Raw genomic sequence first — 21,831 nt, 5'->3', positions numbered from 1 at the left:
CGGCCCCGGAGGGCTTCCCGGCGGGCGCGGGGGTGTTCCCGGGCGGGCGGCGGCGCCTAGGCTGTCAGCACCCGCAGCCCGTCCCGCCGGTGAGGACCCCGACCATGCACCCGTTCCCCACGCCGACACCGCGGCGCGCCCCCGCCCGCGTCGGGCGGTGGGCCGTGCCGGTCGCGGTCGGCCTGCTGCTGGCCGGCTGCGCCGACCCGGGGCCGGGCGGGACGGAGCAGACCGGGGCCGCGCCGGGCCCGTCGTCGTCGGCGCCGGCCCCCACGGCCACGGCCCCGGCCGATGGGCGCTGGGGGAGCTACGGGGGCCGGGCGGAGGCCTGCGCGGCCGTGGCCGACCACGTGCTCACGCTCTCGGTGCTGCCCTCGAGCCTGTCCGTCACCGACCGGGTCGAGGACGTGCAGCAGGTCGAGGACCGGGTGGCGGAGCTGGCCGAGGCCGCCCCCGAGGAGCTCGTCGCGGACCTGGCCCGCATCCAGCTGACGGTCGACTCCTACGGCGAGGACCTGGCCGCCGAGCAGTCCGCCACCGCCGCCCCCGACGGCCCGCGGGCCCGGTTCGACCGGCGGGCGCTCGAGGACTCGCTGGGCTCGCTGCGCCGGTGGCTCGCGGACGCGTGCGCCGAGGACGGCGGATAGCGCCGCCGCGCCTACTCCCCGACGCCCGTGATCACCGCCAGGAGCGCCGAGTACAGCACCAGGCCGATCGAGAACCACGCGAAGCTGGAGCTGCGGTTGGTCGGGACCTCCTCCTTGAAGACGTTCAGCAGCACGGACCCGCCCAGCAGGGCGGTCAGCACGGCCACGAGCACCGTGCTCGTGGGGGCGAGGACGGAGGCCAGCACCCACCCGGCGACCAGTGCAGCCGCCAGCAGGGCGCGCCCGCTCGTGGCGAACCGGCGGGGATAGTGTTCGGCCAGCCCGCGGTCGGTGAGCACGAAGTGCAGGCCCATGGCCACGGTGAACAGCACCGCGAAGAGCAGGCCGGTGCGCACCCGCAGGACCATGGTGTAGGTGATCAGCACGTTGTAGACCATGAACGACCCCAGGTGCAGCCAGTACACTCCAGCCCGTCCACGGGCGGTGGGGGAGCCTCCGGACGACGGCGTGCCGCCGTTCCGGTCACCGTGAGCGGTGGCCAGCCGCTCCAGGCCGTAGAAGGCGGTGAACCCGGTCAGCGCCACGAGGAAGATGGCCAGCTCCAGCAGCGGGGTCGGCTCGACCACGTCGGAGAGCGCCTCGCCGACGGCCTCGTTGCCGGCGGCGAGCTCGGGCAGCAGGTGCAGGAAGACGTAGGCGACCGCCAGCCCGCCCGCGAAGGAGCCCATCCGGCGCTCCGGGACCAGGGGCAGGCTGCGGATCCGCGGGGCGGCCAGGTGCAGCGCGGCCAGCACCGCGGTCAGGGCCGCGGCGATCCACACGCTGTCGGCCGTGCTCGGCTCAAGGAAGTCCACGAGGGTTCTCCTGTCGGGGGTCGGGTGCGGGCGGCGGCCCCGGGGCCGGGGGCGCGGCCGGTGCGGCGCCGTGGTCGCGCAGGAAGTAGGCCCCCAGGGAGCCGGCCAGGGTCGCGAAGACCGCCACGGAGTAGACCGCCAGGACCACCTGGAGCACCTTCGAGAAGGGGTCGTCGGTGGTGATGCCGCTGCCGGTCACGGTGGCCAGTGCGGCCTCGTGCAGGGCGGTCCCGTAGTCGGTGTGCGCCTCGAAGGCGTAGAGCAGCTGGCTGGCGGCCAGCACGACCACGGCCGTCACGGCCGACAGCCACCCGATGCGGCTGGACAGCAGCCGCCCGGCCGAGCGGGACCCGCGCACGCTCGCCGAGACGATGCCCCCGGCGCGGGCCAGGCGGCTCAGCCGGGCGAGGCGGACCAGGCGCAGGGCCTGCAGGGCGCGCACGAAGCGCAGGAACGGCAGCAGCAGGAACAGCACCTGCCACCAGTTGTGCCGCCAGAAGGAGGCCTGGAACCCGGCGAGATAGGCCCGCAGCCCGAACTCGGCGACGAAGATCCCCCAGAACACCCACCCGAGCACCGTCAGGGCGCGGCTCCAGCCCGGGTCGGTGACCAGCAGCTGGCCCAGGACCACGAAGAGGAACAGGATCCCGAGGAACCCCATGGGGCGGTCCAGGCGGGCCGCCAGCGCCTCGGCGGCCCGCAGCTGCTCGGCCGGCTCCTCCGGCGGCGCCGCGTGGCTCACAGGTCCTCGCGCCCGCGCACGTCCTGGAGCGCGGAGCCGTCGCCGTACTGGGCGTCGGTGATCACGCTGAGCTTGCCGTTGGTCTCGAGCACCACGGCCCTGACCGTCGTCAGGTCCCCGGTGCCCTGCATCCGCACGGCCTGGCGCAGCTCGGACTCGGTGAGGCGGTTGCGGTGCAGGGCCTCGTGCCGGATCCGCCCGTCGGCCAGCAGCAGGGCCGGCTCGGCCGTGAACACGCCCCGGGCCCGCGGCCACCGGGCCGAGATCCAGGCGACGAGCAGCTGCAGCCCGGCCAGCAGCGCGAGGGCCGTGGCGCCCTCGGCCCAGGAGACGTCCGAGCTGAGCAGGATGGTCGCCAGCGTGGAGCCCAGGGAGACCGTGACGACGAAGTCGAAGGCGTTGAGCTGGCCCAGGGTGCGCTTGCCCGAGGCCCGCAGGATCACCACCAGCGCCGTGTAGGCGGCCGCGCCCACCAGCAGGATGCGGCCGATGTCCGTCCAGGAGTCGAACCACATGCCGGTCACCTCGCTCGGGGGCGCTCGTGCGCGAAGGGGGTCGTGTTCGTCATGCGTCGGCCTCCTGCTTCTGCGTCTGCTCCGGTTCCCGCTTCTGCAGCCAGGCGCTGAGCGGAGCGGTGGAGAGCCCGTGGACCAGCACGGACCCGGTGATCGCCAGGGTGGTCCAGGTGAAGATCTCGTGGTGGCCGGTGTGCCGCTCGGCCAGGGTGGCGTAGAACAGCGCCGAGACGCCGATGGGCCCGAACCAGCTCAGGAACGCCGTCTCGGGGCGGTCGTGGACCCCCCGCAGCAGCGGGCGCAGCACCCACAGGGCGACCAGCCGGCGCAGCAGCACGGCGGCGAGCACGACCACGGGGGCCGTCCAGCCCAGCCGCGCCCACTCGTCGAGGGGCAGGGACAGGCCGACGAGCACGAAGACCGGCAGCAGGACGAAGCGGTTGACCGCGTCGTCGACCTTGTCCTCCTGCTCCTCGTCGCGCTGGGGGATGACCTGGCCGAAGACGGCGGCGGCCACGAACACGGCCAGCACGGCGTCGGTGCCCAGCAGCTTGCCGGCGCCCAGCACGAACAGCCCCAGCGGCACGAGGAAGCCCAGGTAGGAGCTCTCCTCCATGAGCCCCCTGTCCTTCACGGCCACGAACAGCCTCCCCAGCAGGTACCCGGCCACGGCCCCGAACACCGCCGCGCCCACGACCTCCCACAGCAGGACCGTGGTGAGCAGCTCCGACCAGGCCCGGTCCGGTGCCGTCAGCAGCAGCACGGGGAGCATCACGAAGAGGTAGCCCAGCCCGTCGTTGAGGCCGCTCTCGGCCGAGAGGTTGTGGCGGACCCGCTCCGGGATCCGCTGCTCCGCCAGGGAGCCGGTCACCACGGGGGTGGTCACCACCGGGTCGGTGGGCGTGATGATCGCGCCCAGCAGCAGCGCCAGCACGAACGGCACCCCCAGCAGTCCCCACAGGACCCCGGTGGCCACGGCCAGCATCAGGACCATGCCCGCGCCGATGATCACGGCGATCCAGCGGGTCTCGGCCCGCCAGTACCCGTGGGGCAGGCGCAGTGCCACCCCGGCCAGGCCCATCCCCAGGGTGATCCGCGCGGCCTGCTCCAGCAGCGTGCCGGTGGGCACGCCGAAGTCCTCGATCCGCAGCAGTCCCGTGGCGTAGGGGCCGATCAGCACCCCGAAGGCCAGGGCGAGCACCGGTCCCGGCAGGCTCACCCGCTGCAGCAGGGTCGAGAACGCCGAGAGCACCAGGATCAGCCCGGCGAACAGCGCCAGCACGAGGTTGATGTCCACGGTGTTCCTCCCTCCTGCACCCGGTCGGAGTCCTCGGGGCCGCGGTCCCGCCGGTGCGGTGCGCCGCGGCCGATCCCACAGTAGCCTTAGCAACGATGGGCGGGGCAACCGTGCCCCGCCGGTGTGCTCCGCGGGAGCCCCGCGCGGTTCCCCGGGCGGGATCCGGCGCCGAAGACTGGAGGAGGAGAATCCCGTGCCGATCGTGCTGACGCTCCTGGGGGCGGCGATCGTCGTGCTGGGGCTGCGCGACATGTACCACAGCCTCCTGCACCCCAGCGGCAGCGGCTCCCTCAGCCACGGCCTCATGGTGGGCGTGTGGAAGCTGTCGAGGGCCACGGGGCACCGCTTCGGCTCGGCCGTCGGCCCGGCCGCCATGGGCTCCGCCGTGCTGCTGTGGGTGGGGCTCCAGGCCCTGGGCTGGGCCCTGGTCTACCTCCCGCACGTCCCCGGCGGCTTCACGTACTCCCCGGGCGTGGACCCCGCCCGGTACGGCGACTTCGCCGAGGCCCTCTACGTCTCCCTCGTGACCCTGGCGACGCTCGGCTTCGGCGACGTGGTCGCCACGGACGCGTGGGTGCGCCTGGCCGCCCCGTTGGAGGCCCTGACCGGGTTCGCGCTGCTCACCGCGGCCCTGACGTGGTTCACCCAGATCTACCCGCCGCTGTCCCGGCGCCGGGCCCTGGCCCTCGAGCTCAAGGGCCTGGCGGACACCGGCTGGGCGGACCGTCTGCCGCGGCTGGACCCCGTGGCGGCCGCCGGCGTCCTGCACCCCCTGGCCGGGCAGATCGGGCGGGCCCGCATCGACTTCACCCAGCACAGCGAGACCTACTTCTTCCAGGAGCAGGACCCCGATCTCTCCCTCGCCGCCCAGCTGCCCGCCGCGCTCGCGCTGCGCGACGCCGCGGCGGGCAGCCCCGCGCCGGAGGTGGCCGCCGCGGCCGAGGTCCTCGACCGGTCGCTGGAGCAGCTCGGGGCGAAGCTGGGGGAGTTCGTGGGCGGCGGGGAGGACCCCGAGGCCGTCTTCGCCGACTACGCCCGCGACCACGGCCGGGAGTTCCGCCGCTGAGACGGGATTCCCGGCTCGAGGCAACGGTGAGCAGAGACGGCATTCTTCCCCTGCCTGGATGCGCAAGCGACGTACCTCATCTGCGCCACCCGAAGGTCGTGATCACGCGGATGTCGATGTCGTAGGCGTGCTCCTGCGTCACCTGCAAACGAATCAGGCTTCGCGTTCGGGGCAGCGCTGTTCCGCATCGACATACTGGAGGCCGCCCATTGTATTGATGCTTTGACGTGCGGAAACTTCAGATGGAGGTCTCGAAGCGACTGCCGCAGGAGGTTCCTGTTCCGCCGTTTCGGCACCATCCGTTTCGAGGGAGTGCTCCAAGGTCGGGTTCGCACGAGACGGGGGAATTATGGTCGGTCAACTAAGCATCGGGCCGTCGGCAGCCAGCGTTTTCGGCCAAGGGGCTGAATCGGTGTTGGCATGGTTCGAAGAATGGAATCAGCGGTTGGCGGAGGCTATGAATCCGCCTGCAATTCTGCTCGCCACTGTAGCCGTCATTATTTTCCTTCTGTTGATCAGAAATTCGTTCCGCCGAAGGTACGTCATCAAGTGTGCAGAGGGGGCCGAAAGTCATCAGGCTGTTCAGGTCGCTCTGCGGAGCCAGATCACCAATGAGCTCCATGTCGCGCGCAAGGAGGCGGACACGCTGACGCGCATTGATGGGGCCGAGGCGGACATCCCTGCTCCCGCAGTCTCGTTGCCGGACAAATTCAAATGGGCTGAACCGGTGGTCAACGGATGGCTCGGACGACGGTCTCTTTCGGTCCTGGTCAGACCCTATGGAATCACGGACAAGAAGATCGAGGTGCAGGTGGAGTTGCATTCCTCATCGGGACAAATCCTCGAACAGCGTCATTTTTCACAGTCTGTTGACAAGATGACCGGAGTTGATCTGTGGGAAAAAGTAGGGACGCTGATCGGAGCGTGGCTCGTATTCATGCTTGCTCACCACTCCAGGACCCGGCGACAGCGGAAGAAGTGCGAGCCCGTCAGAATTTTCGAGTCAGAATCCTGGGAGAGCTACGCATTCATGCGCATGGCGTCTCACGTACCAGAAGGTTCAAAATCCGAAAAGCGGGAGTGGTTGAACGGGGCATTGTGGGAAGATCACCGGAATATCAAGGCCCTCGTCGACCTGGCACGTCTGGACATGCACGATTCAGACTATTTGCGTTCTTCCGCGACAAGGAAGAATCACATGGAAGTGGCTCGAGACCTCATATCGGACGAGCGCAGAGGGTTTGAGACCTGGCGGCAGTGGGAATTCCCGGGGGCGCGGGCGGATCTCACCTGGTATCAGACGACGTACGCTCTCCTGGGCTTCTACATCAATCGGCACTGCGCATTGATGGATTACAGGTCTGCGGCCGAAATCGGAAGGCCGGTTCGAGCAGATGGTGAGGGCCCTGCATTTCCCGTACATCAAGTCACTGACCTGGTGGAGGAGCAACGTGCGTATGAGGTGAGGGCTCAGGATGACTTGACGCAAGCACTTCGGTTGGGCCGGGAGCTAGCTCTGGCGGTCGGTGCTACGGAGCTGACCCTGCGGAGCAGGTGGAGGAAGTGGAGTATTCCGCGTAAGCGTCGAAGAGAGTTGAGCTATCTCCTTAATCGGGACGGTGCGGATTTGGCCACCCTGTGGGTGGCTCCAATGGCCATCATGGACAGCCGTGCCACCAATGCACACCCCGAAGGAGCGCATGACATCGCCAGGGACTGGGTGATCGTCGATGATGTCTCCGCTTTGTCCATCGAAGAGGTCTACAAACTACTGGTATGTCTGGCGGTGTACTCTGCGCCAAGAGGCACGCCGCGTGCAAGGAGGCTTGCCCAAAGGCTCCAGGCTGGGCTGGAGAGGAAAGGTCTGCATTTCGTCAAGAACGGAATAGGACCGGATGTCACATCGGAAGGATATCGGCCTCATTCAATGTCCCTGCTGACCATCCAGGAGCAACTTTCCGAAAAGCAGTACGGACTCCAGGCGAGCGGACGAGAGGTCATGTCTCTGAAAATGCGATATCAACGAGCCTGTGCATGGGCGCTGTTGGGTGCGAAGAACGAGTCCGTCAACGAGCTCTTGCAGGTTTTTGATCACTACAGCGACGTCTCTCCTATGTCCAACCGCATACGCTCCAGCCATGACATGCTCGTGTGGGCCAAAACCGATCCCACTCTGGCCACCCTGCGGGCCGACCTTCTCCGAGGTAAATCTCCGGCAAAGGAGTGGATCCGCCTGGGTGAACTGATCGCCTACTCGGCCGAGGATGCGTAGTTCTCGTAGCCGTGCAAGGGAGCGCACGAAAGAGCCTGGCAGAAGTCGTTCACCACCTCGTCACCTCTCGGTCGGGCGGCGCCCCTGCGCTCGGCGGTGCCCCGGCCCCCGGCCTGTGCGGCCCGTCCCCAGGAGCACCTCGCGCGCGCAACCCTCGTCCCCGCCGTCCTTGCTCTCGCCTGCCTCGCCGCCGCCCACCCGCACGCACCGGTGGGGGAGTGTCCCGCCGTGCCCGAGGTCTCGGGGTTCTCCGTGCTGCTGGCCGACACGTTCGTGGCCCGGCTCCGGGCCCTCCGGCGCGTTCCTCGACGGCCGCTCGGACGCGGCCTACCCGGCCGCACCCGTCCAGGGCTTCTCCGGGGTCCACTCGAACGGGGACGGCACCTAGCTGGCGATGTCGGACAACGGCTTCGGCACCAAGGCCAACAGCCGCGACTACCAGCTGGCTGTGCACCGGATCGCCGCCGCCCTCGACGGCGGGCGGACCCGGGCGCTGGGGACGACGACCTTCTCCGACCCCGAGGGCCACATCGGCTGGGAGATCTGGCGCGATGGCGGCTGTGCGGCCGCCGGTGACCTGCCCGCCGGCTGCGTCTGCCCCGCGCCGGACCGGATGCTTACCGGTTGGGACTTCGGCCTCGAGTCGATACAGGTCGCGAAGGACAGGACCCTGTGGTTCGGCGACGAGTTCGGCCCCTGCCTGCTGCACACCGACGCGCAGGGGCGGCTGCTCGAAGCACCGGTCAAGCTGCCCGGGGTCACTTCGCCCGCCGACCCGGACACGCAGGCCCCGGCGGCGAACTTCGCCGACTCCAAGGGCTTCGAGGGCATGGCGATCGTCCCCAGCTCCCGGACGCTGTACCTGATGCTCGCGGGCGTCACGGCGGAGGACGGGGCCGCCGGCCTCGCCGCCGACCGCCGGATCTACGAGGTGCGCCTCGGGGCCGGGAACCGGGCCACGGCCTTCACGGGCGAGTTCATTGGCTACCGGATGGAGCGGCCGGAGTGCAGCGTGGGCGACCTCGTCGCGGTCAGTGCCCACCAGTTCCTCATGCTCGAGCGCGACGACACCCAGGCCGAGGACGCACAGTTCAAGAAGGTCTTTCTCGTCGACACCCGCGACCGGGACCGGGACGGCTGCGCGGACAACCGCGAGCTGGTAGACCTGCTCGACGCCGCCGACCCGCAGCGCCTGGCCGCCGCGGACGGCACGTACCGGATGCCGTTCGTCACGATCGACCTGCTGGAGGATCTCAGGGTCGACCACCGCCTGCTGCCGGGTGCGGTCGAGACGCGGTAGCGCGGGCCCCGGCGGCGCCGACCCCGGGACACCCCACGGGCACCGGCGTAACATGGGGACATGTCCGACCTCGACCGGCTGCTGACCAGGGACTCCATCCACCTCGACGCGGCCGCCGCCGACTGGCGCGCCGCGATCGCCGCGGCGGGGGAGCTGCTCGAGCGGGAGGGCGCGGTCACCGGCGCCTACACGCGGGCGATGATCGACAGCGTCGAGGAGAAGGGTCCCTACATCGTGGTGGCGCCGGGCTTCGCCTTCGCCCACGCCCGCCCCTCCGAGGCCGTCCACCGCACGGCGATGTCCTGGGTCCGCCTGGCCGAGCCGGTCGAGTTCGGCCACGACGCCAACGACCCCGTGAGCCTCGTCGTCGCCCTCGCCGCGAAGGACCCGAAGGAGCACCTGCGCGCGATGCGCCGGCTGGCCACGGTGCTGGGCTCCCCGGAGCGCCGGGCCGCCCTCGACCGCGCGGCCACGCCCGACGAGGTGCTCGCCGTGCTCACGGAGGGCGCCCCGTCGTCGTCCCCGGCCGGCGAGCGCCCCGCGGGGGCCGCGGCGCCGGACGCGGGGGCGGAGCGGGCGACGACGGCGGGTGCCGCGGCCAGCCGCAACAAGATCCTGACCGTGTGCGGCAACGGCCTCGGCACGAGCCTGTTCCTGAAGAACACCCTCGAGCAGGTCCTGGACCGCTGGGGCTGGTCCCCGTTCCTGACGGTCGAGGCGACCGACACCATCTCGGCCCGCGGCAAGGCCAAGGAGGCCGACTGCATCCTCACCTCCGGGGAGATCGCCCGCACCCTCGGGGACGTGGGCGTGCCCGTGCGGGTCGTGGAGAACTTCACCAGCACCGCCGAGCTCGACGCCGCCCTGCGCGAGCTCTACGACGTCTAGGAGCAGGAGCAGCGTGAACTGGCTCGTCAGCATCCCCGAGTTCCTGGTCAGCGAGATCCTCGCCGTCCCGGCGTTCCTCATCGGCATCATCACCGCCGTCGGCCTCGCCGCCCTGCGCAAGGGGGTCGGGCAGATCGTGGGCGGGGCGATCAAGGCGACGCTGGGCTTCCTGCTCATCGGCGCCGGCGCCACGCTCGTGGTCGCCTCCCTCGAGCCGCTGGGCGCGATGATCCTGGGCGCCACCGGCGCCCAGGGCGTGATCCCCACCAACGAGGCCATCGCCGGGATCGCCCAGGCCGAGTACGGGGCGCAGGTCGCGTGGCTGATGATCCTCGGCTTCGCCGTCAGCCTCCTGCTGGCCCGCTTCACCCCGCTGCGCTACGTCTTCCTCACCGGCCACCACGTGCTGTTCATGGCGACGATGCTGACCATCATCCTCGCCACCGCCGGCTACGACGCCTGGGTGACCGTGCTGCTGGGCGCGCTGCTGCTGGGCATCCTCATGGTCTCCCTGCCGGCCCTGGCCCACCCGTGGACCCGCCGGATCACCGGCGACGACAGCGTGGCGATCGGCCACTTCGGCACCGCCGGCTACGTCGCCGCCGGCGCGGTCGGGCAGCTGGTGGGGAAGAGGAGCCGTTCCACCGAGGAGACCCACCTGCCGGAGGGCCTGCGCTTCCTGCGCGACTCCATGGTCGCCACCGCGCTGTCGATGGCGCTGATGTACGTGGTCCTCGCCGTGCTCTTCCTCGTGCGTGCCGGGGAGGAGGAGGCCTTCACCGCGTTCGCCGACGGGGCGACCGGGGTGGGCAACTACATCATGATGTCGATCACCCAGGGCCTGCAGTTCGGCGTGGCCGTGGCCGTGATCCTCTTCGGCGTGCGCACCATCCTCGGCGAGCTCGTCCCGGCCTTCCAGGGCATCGCCGCGAAGGTCGTCCCCGGGGCCATCCCGGCCCTCGACGCCCCCATCGTCTTCCCCTACGCCCAGAACGCCGTGCTGCTGGGCTTCGTCTCCAGCTTCGTGGGCGGGCTCGTGGGACTGTTCGTGCTCTCCGCGTGGCTGAACCCCGCCCTGGGGCTCGCCCTGATCCTGCCCGGGCTCGTCCCGCACTTCTTCACGGGTGGTGCGGCCGGGGTCTACGGCAACGCGACCGGCGGCCGCCGCGGCGCGCTCGCCGGCGGCTTCGTCAACGGCCTGCTCATCACCTTCCTGCCGGCCTTCCTGCTCTCGGTGCTGGGGACCTTCGGCTCCGAGAACACGACCTTCGGCGACGCCGACTTCGGCTGGTTCGGCGTCGCCGTCGGCTCCGCCGCGCGGATCGGCGCCGTGGGTGGGATCGTGGTCATGGCGCTCATCGGCCTGGCCGTCCTGGGGCTGGCGGTGCTGGTCCAGCGCAAGGTCGTCGACGCCCGCTGGGACCCGTCCCCGGGCCGGCCCTGGCCCGGGGACGCCGGCGAGGAGGAGCCGGCCGCGGCCGCCGCCGGCTCGGCTCGCGCCTACCCGCGGATCGCGCCCCCCAAGGGCGCGCCCGCCCCGCCGCCGCCCCCGGCCTGAGCTCCCGGCCCGAGCTCCCGCTCCGAGTCCCGGTCTTGTCCCGCGGTGGTCCCCGGGGGGACGATGACGACGACGGAGACCCGCCACGACCGGGCCCCGGCGCCCGGGGCCGAGGAGACGCCATGAGCCCGGAGACCCCCGCCCCGACCACCACGATGCCCGCCGCGTTCTTCGGCCACGGCAGCCCCATGAACGCCCTCGAGGTCAACCGCTACACCAGCGCGTGGCGGGCCTTCGGGGCGGCGGTGCCGCGGCCGCGGGCGATCCTCGTGGTCAGCGCCCACTGGTACATCAACGCCACCGCGGTCACCGCGATGCCGGACCCGCGCACCATCCACGACTTCTACGGCTTCCCGCAGGAGCTCTTCGACGTGCAGTACCCGGCGCCCGGGCTGCCCGGGCTGGTCGAGGAGATCAGCGACACCGTCCGCCCCACCTGGGTCGGGGCCGACGTCGACAGCTGGGGGATCGACCACGGCACGTGGTCGGTGCTCACCCACGCCTTCCCCGACGCCTCGATCCCCGTGGTGCAGATGAGCATCAACGCCGACAAGCCGCTGGACTACCACCTCGACCTCGGTGCCCGGCTCGCCCCGCTGCGGGAGCAGGGCGTGCTCATCGTGACCAGCGGCAACATCGTGCACAACCTCGGCGGGATGGACTGGGCGCTCACCGACGACGGCTACGACTGGGCGCGGCGGTTCAACGAGGACGCCAAGGAGCGGATGCTCACCGACCCCACCGAGCTGACGACCCTCGACGCCCACCGCGACTGGGGCCACGCCGTGCCGACCCCCGACCACTTCATCCCGTCCCTGTACCTGGCCGGCCTCGCCGGCGCGGCCGGGGGAGCGGACACCTCGGTGCTGGTCGACGGCTACTCCTACGGGTCGCTGTCGATGACCGCCTACACCCTGGGCCTGGAGTGCCCGCAGGGTGCCGACGGCGCGGGCTCCCCGCGCCCGCCGGCGGACCTGCCCCCGGACGGCTCCAACATCTGAGCGGCCCCGGCGGGGTTCAGGAGTTGCGGCCGCGGGCGGCCACGGTCCACCGCTCCAGCAGGTCGCCGCCGCGGACCACGGCGACGTCGTCGACGAGGTTCATCGTCAGGCACACGTGGTTGGGCACCACCCGCAGCCGCCGCCCGAGCGCGGGCAGCTCCTGGTCCGCGGGCCACAGCACGGTCGCGTGGTGCTCCGAGAGCGCGCTGATCCGGGCTTCCGGGTGGTCGAGCAGCCGGCCGTGGCCGGTGGCCCACGCGGGGCGGTCGCTGCCGAGGACCTTGCTCCCGGCGTCGAGGACCACCCGCCGCGGGATCCCGCCGCCGCCCTCGTGGCGGCTGACCACGGTCGCGGCCACGGTCAGGGCGATCTCCTCCGGGGCGCACCGGCCCAGCTCGAGCTGCTGGGCGTCGCCCAGGACGTAGACCCCGGGGCGCACCTCGGTCGCGGTCCCGGCCTCGGTCAGCAGCGCGGAGGGCGTGGACCCGCCGCTGCGCACGCGCGCCTCGATCCCGGCCTCCTCGAGGGCCGCGGCGGCGCGGGCGAGCGCCTCCTGCTCCTGCGCGGCGGCCTCGGCGGGCATCCCGGGGGCGTAGCTGTGGCCGGGGAAGGTGAAGACCCCCTCCACCCGCAGTCCCGCCCGCACCGCCGCGCGGGCGACGTCCCCGGCGGCCTCGGGGCGCACGCCGCTGCGGTGGTGGCCGCTGTCGACCTCCACGAGCACCGCGATCCGCCCGGCCGCGTCCCCGAGGTGCGCGCCCATCGTGGTCGCGGCCTCGGCCGAGTCCGTGCCCACGGCGACCCGGGCGTCCCGCGCGAGCCGCCGCAGGCGCTGGGCCTGCCGCGGGCCCACCCACAGCGGATAGGCGATGAACAGGTCCTCGGCCCCGTGCGCGGCGAAGACCTCGGCCTCCCCGATCGTGGCCACCGTCAGCCCCGCCGCGCCGGCCGCCAGCTGCAGCGCCGCGATCTCGGGCACCTTGTGCGTCTTGGCGTGCGGGCGCAGCGCCAGCCCCTTCCCGCGCACGGCCGCGGCCGTCCGCTCGACGTTGCGCTCGAGCACGTCCTTCTCGATCAGGACGTCCGGGGTGTCGATCTGCTCGGGGATGCGGTCCACGGGACTCCTCGTGCGGTGCGGGCGGATGCGTCCATCGTAGGACGGGGCTCCTTATGCTGATCCGGTGACGATCCTCGACGCCGTGCTCGCCTTCGCCGTGGTCGCCGGGCTGCTGACCCTCGTCCCCGGCCTGGACACCGCCCTCGTGCTGCGCTCCGCCCTCACCCTCACCCGCACCCGCTCCTACGCCTGGGCCACGGCCCTGGGCGTGGCCACCGGCGCGATGGTGTGGGGTGTCGCCGCGGCCGTGGGGATCTCCGCGCTGCTCACCGCCTCCGAGCTCGCCTACCGGGTGCTCACCACGGCCGGGGCCGCCTACATGCTCTGGCTGGGGATCTCGATGATCCGGGCCTCCTTCCGCGGCGGCCCCGGGACGGGGGCCACGGGCGCGACGACGCCGGAGGTCCCCGGCTCGGCCTGGCGCGGCTGGCTCGTCGGTGCCGGGACGAACCTGCTCAACCCCAAGGTCGGCGTCTTCTACATCGCCACGATCCCGCAGTTCCTCCCGCCGGACACCTCCCCGCTGCTCATGGGCGCGGTCCTCGCCGGCGTGCACTGCGCTTTGACCATGACCTGGTTCGCGGCCCTGATCCTCGGCGGCGGCTGGGCCCGCCGGTGGCTCTCCGACCCGCGGGCGCTCGCGGTGGTCGACCGGGTCACCGGGGCGGTCCTGATGGCCTTCGGCGGGAAGCTGCTGCTGGACGCGCCGTCCCGCTGAAAGCCCGGCCGTAGCACGGCCGGGTTCTTGATCAGTAGGCTGGTGAAGGCTGGTGGGGCCCCGGACGTTCCGGTCCAGGTCCCGTTCCCCAGCCGGACCTTCTGGGCCCCCCGGCCCAGCGACCTCGATGGAGGAGCCCGCACCATGTCCCGTTCGGATCCCTCGCAGCCCGCCGATGCCGCCCCGGCCGCGCCCGCCCCCGGCGCGGACTCCCGTCCGGCGTCCCGTTCCCCGGAGGTGCCGGAGACCCGGGAGCGCCCGGCCGCCGAGGACGCCGCGGGTGCCCCGCCGGAGGAGGAGCTCCCCGAGGCCCCGCCCGCGGAGGTCACCTACGACGAGGCGTTCTACCCGGCGCGCCCGCGGGCCCTGCGGCCCCGGGCGCGGCGGAACCAGCAGTACGCGGACCTGAAGCCGCCCTTCGAGCCCGACGGGCGCAACAGGGCCTACGTGGAGTGGCTGCGCAACCAGTCGATGCTCGGGGACGCTCGGATCCTCGCCCGGCAGCTGTCGGGCCAGGCGGGGATGTGGCAGAACCCGTACGCCCACCCCAGCCCCCGGCGCGCGGTGGAGGCGGCCTCGGTGTGGTTCACCGCCTACCCCCTGGGACTGATGACCGCGCCGGGGCAGTCGTTCCTGGCCGCGATGGGCGATCCGGGGCTCTGGGAGACCTTCGAGCGGATCGGCATCGACGCCGTGCACACCGGTCCCGTCAAGCGGGCCGGAGGACTGAAGGGCTGGGAGTACACCCCCAGCGTGGACGGGCACTTCGACCGGATCAGCATGGCCATCGACCCCGTGTTCGGCACCGAGGAGGAGTTCCGTGCCATGTGCGAGGTGGCCAAGGAGCACGGGGGCACGATCATCGACGACATCGTGCCCGGGCACACCGGCAAGGGCGCGGACTTCCGGCTGGCGGAGATGAACTACCGCGACTACCCGGGCCTCTACCACATGATCGACATCCCCGAGTCCGACTGGCACCTGCTGCCGGAGGTGCCCGCGGGGGAGGACTCGGTCAACCTCGACCGCGACGCCGAGCGGGCGCTGCAGGAGGCCGGGTACATCATCGGCGAGCTGCAGCGGGTGATCTTCTACGAGCCCGGGGTCAAGGAGACCAACTGGAGCGTCACCCGCCCGGTCGTGGACACCACCGGGCAGGTGCGCCGCTGGGTGTACCTGCACTACTTCAAGGCCGGGCAGCCCTCGCTGAACTGGCTGGACCCCACCTTCTCGGGGATGCGCATGGTCATCGGCGACGCCCTGCACTCCCTGGTCGACCTGGGCACCGGCGCCCTGCGCCTGGACGCCAACGGCTTCCTCGGGGTGGAGAAGGGCGCGGAGGAGGCCGCCGGCTGGTCGGAGGGCCACCCGCTGTCCGAGGCCGCCAACCAGCTCATCGGCTCGATGGTGCGCAAGGTCGGCGGGTTCACCTTCCAGGAGCTCAACCTCAGCATCGACGACATCCACACCACCTCCCGGACCGGCCCGGACCTCTCCTACGACTTCATCACCCGCCCCGGCTACCACCACGCGCTCGTCACCGGGGACACCGAGTTCCTGCGCCTGACCCTGCGCCAGGCGATGGAGATCGGCGTGGACCAGGCCGGGCTGGTCCACGCCATGCAGAACCACGACGAGCTGACCTACGAACTGGTCCACTTCACCACCCGGCACAAGGACGAGGTCTTCGAGCTCGGCGGCCAGGAGCTCACCGGGGCCGAGCTGGCCGAGCAGGTGCAGTCCACCCTGCGGGAGCGGATCACGGGGGAGGCCGCCCCCTACAACCTCGTGTTCACCACCAACGGGATCGCCTGCACCACCGCCAGCGTGATCACCGCCGCCCTGGGCATCAGCGACCTGAGCACCATCACCGAGGAGGACACCGCCCGGATCCGCGACGTCCACGTGCTGTTGGCGATGTACAACGCGCTGCAGCCCGGGGTCTTCGCCCTGTCGGGCTGGGACCTGCGCGGCGTCCTGCCGCTGAGCAGGGAGCAGGTCGCGCCGCTGATCGCCCAGGGGGACACCCGGTGGATCAACCGCGGCGCCCACGACCTCATGGGGACCGGGCCCGACGCGGAGGTCTCGGCCTCCGGCATGCCCCGGGCCAGGGCCCTCTACGAGGCGCTGCCGGACCAGCTGGCCGACGAGAGCTCCTTCGCCCGCCGGCTGGCACGTGTGCTGGCCGTCCGGGAGGAGCACGGGATCGCCACGGCCGCGCTGCTGGACGTGCCGGAGGTCTCCCAGCGGGGGCTGCTGGTGATGGTCCACCGGCCGGCGACGGGCCGGCTGCAGCTCACCGTCCTGAACTTCTCGGCCCAGGAGGTCAGCGGCAGCGTCCGGTCCGCCCACCTGGAGACCGGGGCGAGGATCACCGACGCGTTCACCGGGGAGGAGGTCGGCACCGTCGACGACCTGCACAGCTTCTTCCTGACCCTGCCGGCCCACGGGGGCACCGCTCTGCTGGTGGAACCCGAGGTGCAGCCGGACGACGCTTGAGGACCGGTCGACCTCCCGGGAGGCCGCCGGCGCGCCACCGGGGCTGCAGGGACGGGGTGTCATCCGCGCCCCGGCCCGGGAGCTGCGGGGGCCTGTCCGATGGGCGGCGCGGTCGTGCCCCGGTCCGGTCGGCCGGGCGCGGAACCGGTCCGCGGCGGTGATCAGCCCGGCAGCTGCTCGACGAGCAGGGCCACGCCGACGGCGACCATCGCGAGACCGGACAGGCGGGTCACCGCGCGGGCCGCGGCCGGGCGCGCACCGAGCACCCGGCGGGCCCCGGTGCCCACCGCGGTGTAGACGACCGCGCAACTGGCGGTGTGCACGAGCCCCAGCAGGGCGATCTGGGCGGCGAAGGGCCAGGGCGCACCCGGGTCGGTGAACTGCGGCAGCAGCGCCAGGAACAGCAGCAGCGCCTTGGGGTTGAGTCCGCTCACCCCCGCCCCCTTCACGGCCTGGCGCAGCCACGACCCCGTGCTCGCGGCCCCGGCCGCCGCCGGCGCGGACGGGCGGGTCAGGGCCCCGACGCCCAGCCACACGAGGTAGCCCGCCCCGACGGTCATGAGCACGGTCAGGACCAGCGGCGAGCCTGCGACCAGGGCGGCCACGCCGGCGACGACCACGGCGGTCAGCCCCACGTAGCCCGCGACCAGCCCGCCGACCGCCGGCAGCACCGTGCGCTCCCGCAGCCCGGCGGTGATCGCGTAGGCCCAGTCCGCGCCCGGCACCAGTACCAGCAGGAAGGACACCGCCCAGAAGGCGGCCACCGTGCTCAGCTCCATGCCCGACCTCGCTCTGCCCGCAGTTGGACTCCCCGGACCCGGCGGGTCCTCGACAGAGACTAGGCGCCACGGGGCCGAAAGTGCTTCCAGGATTCCCCCGGAACCGGGGTGTTCGGGGAAGAATCAGCTCCATGGACCACGTCGATCGCACGATTCTTGCCGAGCTCCAGCAGGAGGGGCGGCTGAGCCTGACCGAGCTGGCCTCGCGGGTGGGGCTCAGCGTCTCGCCGTGCCACCGCCGGCTGCGCGCGCTGGAGGCCTCCGGGGCCATCACCGGCTACCGCGCCCAGCTCGACGCCCGGGCCCTCGGGCTGGCCTTCGAGGCCCTGGTCTTCGTCACCATGCGCGAGGAGGACCGCGGCACGGTCGCGGCCTTCGAGTCGGCGATCGCCGAGATCCCGAACGTGGTGCAGGCCCAGCGGCTGTTCGGCGACCCCGACTTCCTGCTGCGGGTGGTCACCGCCGACCTGCCCGCCTTCCAGGTGCTCTACGACGACCGCCTGGCGACCCTGCCCGGGGTGCAGCGGCTGAGCTCCACGCTGGTGATGAAGAGCGTCGTGGAGGACCGGCCCCTGCCGCTGTGACCGCCCGGGGATTCCCCTGTCCCGGGTGACAGGGACACGGATCGCGCCTAGAATCTGAGGAACGTCGGGCCGCCGCCCGGCGAGGTGAATCAGGCTCCCACCCTCCCCGGGACGGTCGAGCGGATTCCCGACCACACCGCCCCTCGAGTGTGGGGAAGCGGCCCGGCGCCCCGCCCGCGCCGGGCCGCTTCGTGTGCCCGTCCCGCCCGGGGCGGGACGCCCGCGCCCGGGGTGCTCCTCCGCGCCGGCCCGCGGCGACGTCCGTCGTCGGGGTCCGGCGGTAAAGTCGACGAGATGCCGTCCTGCCGTGGGCGCGCAGCTCTCCCTCGAACCAGGACCGCCTCATGACCTGCACCTCCTCGCCCGGCGTGGCGATCCCCGCACCCCCTGCCGCCCCGGAGGGGCGCCGGTCCGCGCCGCTGTGCGCGGGCCTGGACATCGGCGGCACGGCGATCAAGTACGCCCTGGTCGACCCGCTGCGCGGGACCACGACCGGGCCGGTGCGCCGCGTGCCCACCCCCTCCCCGGCCACCCCCGCGGCCGTGGTGGCCGCCCTGCAGGGCGTGCTCACCGAGCTCGAGGCGGAGGCGGAGGAGCCGCTCGCCGCGGTGGGCGTGGGTGTGCCGGGGATCGTCGACGACGGGATCGTGCGCTCGGCCGTCCACCTCGACGACTCCTGGCTGGGCGTCGACGCCCGCCGGCTGCTCACGGAGGGGCTCGACCGGAGCATCGCCGTGCTCAACGACGCCGACGCCGCCGGTCTCGCCGAGGCCGGCTTCGGCGCGGCCCGCGGCGAGCCGGGCACCGTCCTGATGATCACCCTGGGCACCGGCATCGGCTCCGCCCTGTTCCTCGACGGCACCCTGGTGCCCAACACCGAGCTCGGCCACGTGTGGCTGGACGGGCGCGACGTCGACGGCTGGGCGGGTGCCTCCGCGCGGATCGCCGAGGGCCTCGACTGGCCCACCTACATCGACCGCGTGCAGCGCTACCTCACCCACCTGGAGATGCTGATCTCCCCGGACCTGATCGTGCTCGGCGGCGGGATCAGCGAGCGGCAGGAGGAGTTCGTCCCGCACCTGCGCCTGCGCGCCCGGGTGGTGCCGGCGCAGCTGCGCAACGCCGCCGGGATCGTGGGGACCGCCCTGCAGGCCTACCGGGCGAGCGTGGCCGCGGCCTGACCGTCCGCCGCGGCCGGTCCGCCCGCCGCCGGGGTGCGCGGCGTGCGCGGGATCAGTGCCACGGCGCCGGCGGCCACGAGGGCCACGGCGGCGAAGACCCCGAAGTTCCACTGGAACGGCAGCTGGGCCGAGCCGATCCAGCCGCCGATCAGCGGCCCCGAGATCGCCCCCACGCGGGCGAAGGACAGCGCCCAGCCCGTGGCCGTGGCCCGCGAGTGCGCGGGGTAGTACTCGGCGACCCAGCCGGTGAGCACGAGCGAGGTCGAGATCGAGCCGACCCCGGCCAGCGCCACGAAGACGTAGTTGACCACGAGGCTGTTGGGGAACATCAGCAGCAGGATCCCGGCCCCGCCGAGCAGGTAGAACACCACGAGGACCAGCTTCTTGCCCCACGCGTCGGCCGCCCGCCCGAGGACCATGCCGCCGATCGCCGAGGCCAGGCTGAAGACCACGAGGAACATCAGGGCCGGGCCCAGTTCGTAGCCGGCGGCGCGCATGATCGCGGGCAGCCACGTGTTCAGCCCGTAGACCAGGACCATCCCGCAGAACAGGGAGATCCAGAAGAAGACGGTCGGGCGCAGCCAGCCGCGGGCGAACATCGCCGCCAGGGACTGCCTCCAGCCCACCGGACGGGCAGTGGCACCGGCCGCCGGGGCCGGGGTCCAGTCGGCGGGCACGAACGGGTCCACGCCCAGCCGCCCGGCCGTGCGGGCGGCGTCCTCGTGGCGCCCCTTGGCCATGAGGTGCTCGAGGGACTCCGGGACCAGGAAGGACAGCAGGGGCAGCAGCAGGACCGGCAGGGCGCCGACGCCCACGACCCAGCGCCAGCCCAGCTCCGGGAGCAGGGCCAGGGCCACGAGGGCCGCGACGAGGATGCCCAGCGAGTAGCCGGAGTACATCACCCCGTAGTTGAAGGAGCGCCGCCGCGGCGGGGAGTACTCGATGGTCAGCGCGGCCGCGACCGGGATGATCCCGCCCATCCCGAGCCCGCCGAGCAGGCGGAAGAGCCCGAACAGCTCCGGGCTGGGCGCCAGGGCGGCGCCCAGCTGCATCGTGGTGAACAGCGCCACCGAGACGAGCATCATCCGGCGGCGGCCGACCCGGTCGGAGAGCGTGCCGATGACCATCGCCCCGACGAGCATGCCGACCAGGGCGTAGGAGCCGAGCCCGCCCAGCTCGAGCGGGGTCAGGTCCCACGCCCGGTACTCGGCGAGGGCGGGCAGGACGGCGCCGAGCACGCCGACGTCGTAGCCCTCGGCGAGGATCGCGAGCCAGCACGCCAGCAGCACGCGGTTCGTCGTCGTCCGGGGCACGGGCCACGCGGGGGCGGCGGGGGAGGCGGTCATGCGCGGGGATCCTTCGGGTCAGGGCGCCGACGACGACGGGCGCCGCGGCGGGACCCCTCGATTCTAGGGATCCCCGCCGCCAGGGGAAGGGGCCGCCGGGAACAGCCCGGGCCCGCCGCCGCTTGTGCCGGGTGGAGACCCCACGAGATGCCCCCCGAGAGAACGGAAGTGCCCCGCCATGGCCCGTCTGCCCCGCACCGACCTCGAGCTCTTCCCGCTGAACCTCGGCGGCAACACCTTCGGCTGGACCGCCGACCGAAACGCGTCCTTCGCCGTCCTCGACGCCTACACCGCCGCCGGCGGCAACTTCGTGGACACCGCCGACGTCTACTCGGCGTGGGTCGACGGCCACACCGGCGGCGAGTCCGAGACCGTGCTGGGGCAGTGGCTGGCCGCCCGCGGCAACCGTGACGAGATCGTGCTCGCCACCAAGGTCGGCGCCCACCCGCAGCGGCCGGGGCTGGCGCGCGCGAACGTCGTCGCCGCCCTCGAGGACTCCCTGCGGCGGCTGGGCACCGACCGGATCGACCTCTACTACGCCCACCACGACGACGAGTCGGTGCCCGTCGCCGAGCAGGCGGCCGTCTTCGACGAGCTCGTGCGCGCCGGGAAGATCCGCGCCGTGGGGCTGTCCAACTACGGCTCCGAGCGGCTGCGCGAGTGGTTCGAGACCGCCGAGCGGGAGGGCCTGACGGTGCCCGCGGCCATCCAGCCGGAGTACAACCTCGTGGCCCGGCGGGACTACGAGCGGCAGATCGCCCCCGTCGCCCGCGAGCACGGCGCCGCCGTGCTGCCCTACTACGGGCTGGCCTCCGGGTTCCTCACCGGCAAGTACCGCACCCCGGCCGACCTCGAGGGCCGCGCCCGCCGCGGGGCCGCCGCCGCGCACCTGAACGAGCAGGGCCTCGCCGTCGTCGACGCCCTCGTCGCCGTGGCCGGGGCGCACCGGGCCGAGCCCGCGACCGTCGCCCTCGCCTGGCTGCTCGCCAAGGGCGCCACCGCCCCGATCGCCTCCGCCTCGGCGCCCGAGCAGGTCCCGGCCCTCGTGGCCGCACCCGGCCTCGAGCTCACCGCCGACGAGGTCGCCGCCCTGGACGAGGCCTCCCGGCCCTTCGCCTGACCCGGCCCGCGGACGGACCGCCGCCGGGGCCGTCATCTGGGCCGTGACCCTGGGCCGCCGCGTTCGCTTCGGCTAACTTGAGGTCGGGCGGCGGCACCCCCGTCGTCGTCCGTGCACCGCCTTCATCCCCCTTCGGAAGGAACCCCCATGATCGAGCTGTCCCTCGTCCTCGACGCCTTCTTCAACCCCAACTTCACCGCCATCCTCGGGATGGTCCTGGACTTCCTCGCCTCGCTGCGCTGAGGTCCCGCACGGCCGCGTCCTGGGGCATCGCTCTCGGGGGTGCCGGCCGGCCGGCGCCCGCTCCCCGTCCGGGGTGCGGGCGCCGGCGCGTCCCGGTCCGCGGCAACTCCTGTCCACCGCGCGGTCCCGGCACCGCGGGTCGC

At 72.6% G+C, this 21,831-nt stretch carries 19 protein-coding genes; 12 read left to right on the top strand and 7 right to left on the bottom strand.

Features of this window, described 5'->3' with window-relative positions:
• Window positions 1-104 precede the first annotated feature (104 nt).
• Window positions 105-647 carry a hypothetical protein gene (locus LQU92_RS02975; RefSeq protein WP_230660739.1) on the top strand — a complete coding sequence of 181 codons (543 nt, stop codon included), beginning with the start codon at window positions 105-107 and terminating at the stop codon, window positions 645-647.
• 11 nt (window positions 648-658) lie between these two features.
• On the opposite strand, the gene LQU92_RS02970 is transcribed toward LQU92_RS02975, so the two are convergent.
• From LQU92_RS02970 to LQU92_RS02955, 4 genes are read right to left on the bottom strand one after another with little or no spacing between them, the layout of a single operon-like run.
• Window positions 659-1,462, bottom strand: a complete 804-nt coding sequence (locus LQU92_RS02970; RefSeq protein ID WP_230660736.1) for a ZIP family metal transporter — start codon at window positions 1,460-1,462, stop codon at window positions 659-661.
• Window positions 1,449-2,204, bottom strand: coding sequence for an ion transporter (locus LQU92_RS02965; protein ID WP_230660733.1), 756 nt, complete (start codon window positions 2,202-2,204; stop codon window positions 1,449-1,451). Before LQU92_RS02965 ends, LQU92_RS02970 begins: the two co-directional genes overlap by 14 nt.
• Window positions 2,201-2,719 (bottom strand): DUF421 domain-containing protein, encoded by a 519-nt coding sequence (locus tag LQU92_RS02960; RefSeq protein ID WP_230660730.1) that lies wholly within the window; start codon window positions 2,717-2,719, stop codon window positions 2,201-2,203. Before LQU92_RS02960 ends, LQU92_RS02965 begins: the two co-directional genes overlap by 4 nt.
• 49 nt (window positions 2,720-2,768) lie before the next feature.
• Window positions 2,769-4,016 (bottom strand): sodium:proton antiporter, encoded by a 1,248-nt coding sequence (locus tag LQU92_RS02955; RefSeq protein WP_230660728.1) that lies wholly within the window; start codon window positions 4,014-4,016, stop codon window positions 2,769-2,771.
• Window positions 4,017-4,209: 193 nt separating this feature from the next.
• Between LQU92_RS02955 and LQU92_RS02950 the strand changes: the two genes are divergently transcribed.
• The 6 genes from LQU92_RS02950 to ygiD all read left to right on the top strand — a co-directional run bounded on the left by LQU92_RS02950 (window position 4,210) and on the right by ygiD (window position 12,101).
• Entirely contained in the window at window positions 4,210-5,082 is an 873-nt protein-coding gene (locus LQU92_RS02950) for a potassium channel family protein (protein WP_230660725.1), read from the top strand.
• 412 nt (window positions 5,083-5,494) lie between these two features.
• The gene (locus tag LQU92_RS02945; protein ID WP_143709865.1) at window positions 5,495-7,354 is read left to right on the top strand and encodes a hypothetical protein; all 1,860 of its coding nucleotides are present in this window, start codon (window positions 5,495-5,497) and stop codon (window positions 7,352-7,354) included.
• Window positions 7,355-7,748: 394 nt separating this feature from the next.
• Window positions 7,749-8,654, top strand: a complete 906-nt coding sequence (locus LQU92_RS02940) for an esterase-like activity of phytase family protein (RefSeq protein ID WP_230660723.1) — start codon at window positions 7,749-7,751, stop codon at window positions 8,652-8,654.
• A gap of 60 nt (window positions 8,655-8,714) precedes the next feature.
• Window positions 8,715-9,542 carry a PTS sugar transporter subunit IIA gene (locus tag LQU92_RS02935; RefSeq protein ID WP_230660720.1) on the top strand — a complete coding sequence of 276 codons (828 nt, stop codon included), beginning with the start codon at window positions 8,715-8,717 and terminating at the stop codon, window positions 9,540-9,542.
• Between the two features lie 13 nt (window positions 9,543-9,555).
• Entirely contained in the window at window positions 9,556-11,100 is a 1,545-nt protein-coding gene (locus tag LQU92_RS02930; RefSeq protein ID WP_230660717.1) for a PTS ascorbate transporter subunit IIC, read from the top strand.
• A 122-nt stretch (window positions 11,101-11,222) separates the two neighbouring features.
• Window positions 11,223-12,101: a 4,5-DOPA dioxygenase extradiol gene (gene ygiD, locus LQU92_RS02925; RefSeq protein WP_230660714.1), complete on the top strand. Its 879-nt coding sequence runs from the start codon at window positions 11,223-11,225 to the stop codon at window positions 12,099-12,101.
• A gap of 16 nt (window positions 12,102-12,117) precedes the next feature.
• Here ygiD and LQU92_RS02920 read toward each other — a convergent pair whose 3' ends face one another.
• Entirely contained in the window at window positions 12,118-13,218 is a 1,101-nt protein-coding gene (locus LQU92_RS02920) for an alanine racemase (RefSeq protein ID WP_058857440.1), read from the bottom strand.
• A gap of 64 nt (window positions 13,219-13,282) precedes the next feature.
• On the opposite strand from LQU92_RS02920, the gene LQU92_RS02915 reads away from it, so the two are divergent.
• Together LQU92_RS02915 and treS are read left to right on the top strand one after the other, a co-directional pair.
• On the top strand, window positions 13,283-13,936 hold the full coding sequence (locus LQU92_RS02915) for a LysE family translocator (protein WP_230660711.1): 654 nt from the start codon (window positions 13,283-13,285) through the stop codon (window positions 13,934-13,936).
• Between the two features lie 144 nt (window positions 13,937-14,080).
• Window positions 14,081-16,435, top strand: a complete 2,355-nt coding sequence (gene treS / locus LQU92_RS02910; RefSeq protein ID WP_230660708.1) for a maltose alpha-D-glucosyltransferase — start codon at window positions 14,081-14,083, stop codon at window positions 16,433-16,435.
• A 161-nt stretch (window positions 16,436-16,596) separates the two neighbouring features.
• Here the strand turns inward: treS and LQU92_RS02905 are convergent, their stop codons facing one another.
• Window positions 16,597-17,214, bottom strand: coding sequence for a LysE family translocator (locus LQU92_RS02905; RefSeq protein WP_230660705.1), 618 nt, complete (start codon window positions 17,212-17,214; stop codon window positions 16,597-16,599).
• Between the two features lie 131 nt (window positions 17,215-17,345).
• On the opposite strand from LQU92_RS02905, the gene LQU92_RS02900 reads away from it, so the two are divergent.
• Window positions 17,346-17,798 carry an Lrp/AsnC family transcriptional regulator gene (locus tag LQU92_RS02900; RefSeq protein WP_230660702.1) on the top strand — a complete coding sequence of 151 codons (453 nt, stop codon included), beginning with the start codon at window positions 17,346-17,348 and terminating at the stop codon, window positions 17,796-17,798.
• Between the two features lie 344 nt (window positions 17,799-18,142).
• Window positions 18,143-18,979 (top strand): polyphosphate--glucose phosphotransferase, encoded by an 837-nt coding sequence (gene ppgK, locus LQU92_RS02895; protein ID WP_230660699.1) that lies wholly within the window; start codon window positions 18,143-18,145, stop codon window positions 18,977-18,979.
• Here the strand turns inward: ppgK and LQU92_RS02890 are convergent.
• Window positions 18,952-20,325, bottom strand: coding sequence for an MFS transporter (locus LQU92_RS02890; RefSeq protein WP_230660696.1), 1,374 nt, complete (start codon window positions 20,323-20,325; stop codon window positions 18,952-18,954). The genes ppgK and LQU92_RS02890 overlap by 28 nt on opposite strands.
• A gap of 178 nt (window positions 20,326-20,503) precedes the next feature.
• Here LQU92_RS02890 and LQU92_RS02885 point away from each other — a divergent pair, with 178 nt between their 5' ends.
• Window positions 20,504-21,445: an aldo/keto reductase gene (locus LQU92_RS02885; protein ID WP_230660693.1), complete on the top strand. Its 942-nt coding sequence runs from the start codon at window positions 20,504-20,506 to the stop codon at window positions 21,443-21,445.
• The last annotated feature ends 386 nt before the right edge of the window (window positions 21,446-21,831 follow it).

The sequence above is a fragment of the Kocuria sp. LUK genome (assembly GCF_021012935.1).
In the GTDB taxonomy this organism is placed as follows: domain Bacteria; phylum Actinomycetota; class Actinomycetes; order Actinomycetales; family Micrococcaceae; genus Kocuria; species Kocuria flava.
Note: the sequence above shows the minus strand (reverse complement) of the source record. Positions and strands in the feature narration are given on the sequence as shown.

Excerpts from the sequence above, each read along its gene's own strand:
- LQU92_RS02975 (WP_230660739.1), top strand. The coding sequence starts at position 105 with ATGCACCCGTTCCCCACGCCGACACCGCGGCGCGCCCCCGCCCGCGTC.
- LQU92_RS02960 (WP_230660730.1), bottom strand. The coding sequence starts at position 2,719 with ATGTGGTTCGACTCCTGGACGGACATCGGCCGCATCCTGCTGGTGGGC.
- LQU92_RS02940 (WP_230660723.1), top strand. The coding sequence starts at position 7,749 with ATGTCGGACAACGGCTTCGGCACCAAGGCCAACAGCCGCGACTACCAG.
- LQU92_RS02935 (WP_230660720.1), top strand. The coding sequence starts at position 8,715 with ATGTCCGACCTCGACCGGCTGCTGACCAGGGACTCCATCCACCTCGAC.
- ygiD (WP_230660714.1), top strand. The coding sequence starts at position 11,223 with ATGAGCCCGGAGACCCCCGCCCCGACCACCACGATGCCCGCCGCGTTC.
- treS (WP_230660708.1), top strand. The coding sequence starts at position 14,081 with ATGTCCCGTTCGGATCCCTCGCAGCCCGCCGATGCCGCCCCGGCCGCG.
- LQU92_RS02905 (WP_230660705.1), bottom strand. The coding sequence starts at position 17,214 with ATGGAGCTGAGCACGGTGGCCGCCTTCTGGGCGGTGTCCTTCCTGCTG.
- LQU92_RS02900 (WP_230660702.1), top strand. The coding sequence starts at position 17,346 with ATGGACCACGTCGATCGCACGATTCTTGCCGAGCTCCAGCAGGAGGGG.
- ppgK (WP_230660699.1), top strand. The coding sequence starts at position 18,143 with ATGACCTGCACCTCCTCGCCCGGCGTGGCGATCCCCGCACCCCCTGCC.
- LQU92_RS02890 (WP_230660696.1), bottom strand. The coding sequence starts at position 20,325 with ATGACCGCCTCCCCCGCCGCCCCCGCGTGGCCCGTGCCCCGGACGACG.
- LQU92_RS02885 (WP_230660693.1), top strand. The coding sequence starts at position 20,504 with ATGGCCCGTCTGCCCCGCACCGACCTCGAGCTCTTCCCGCTGAACCTC.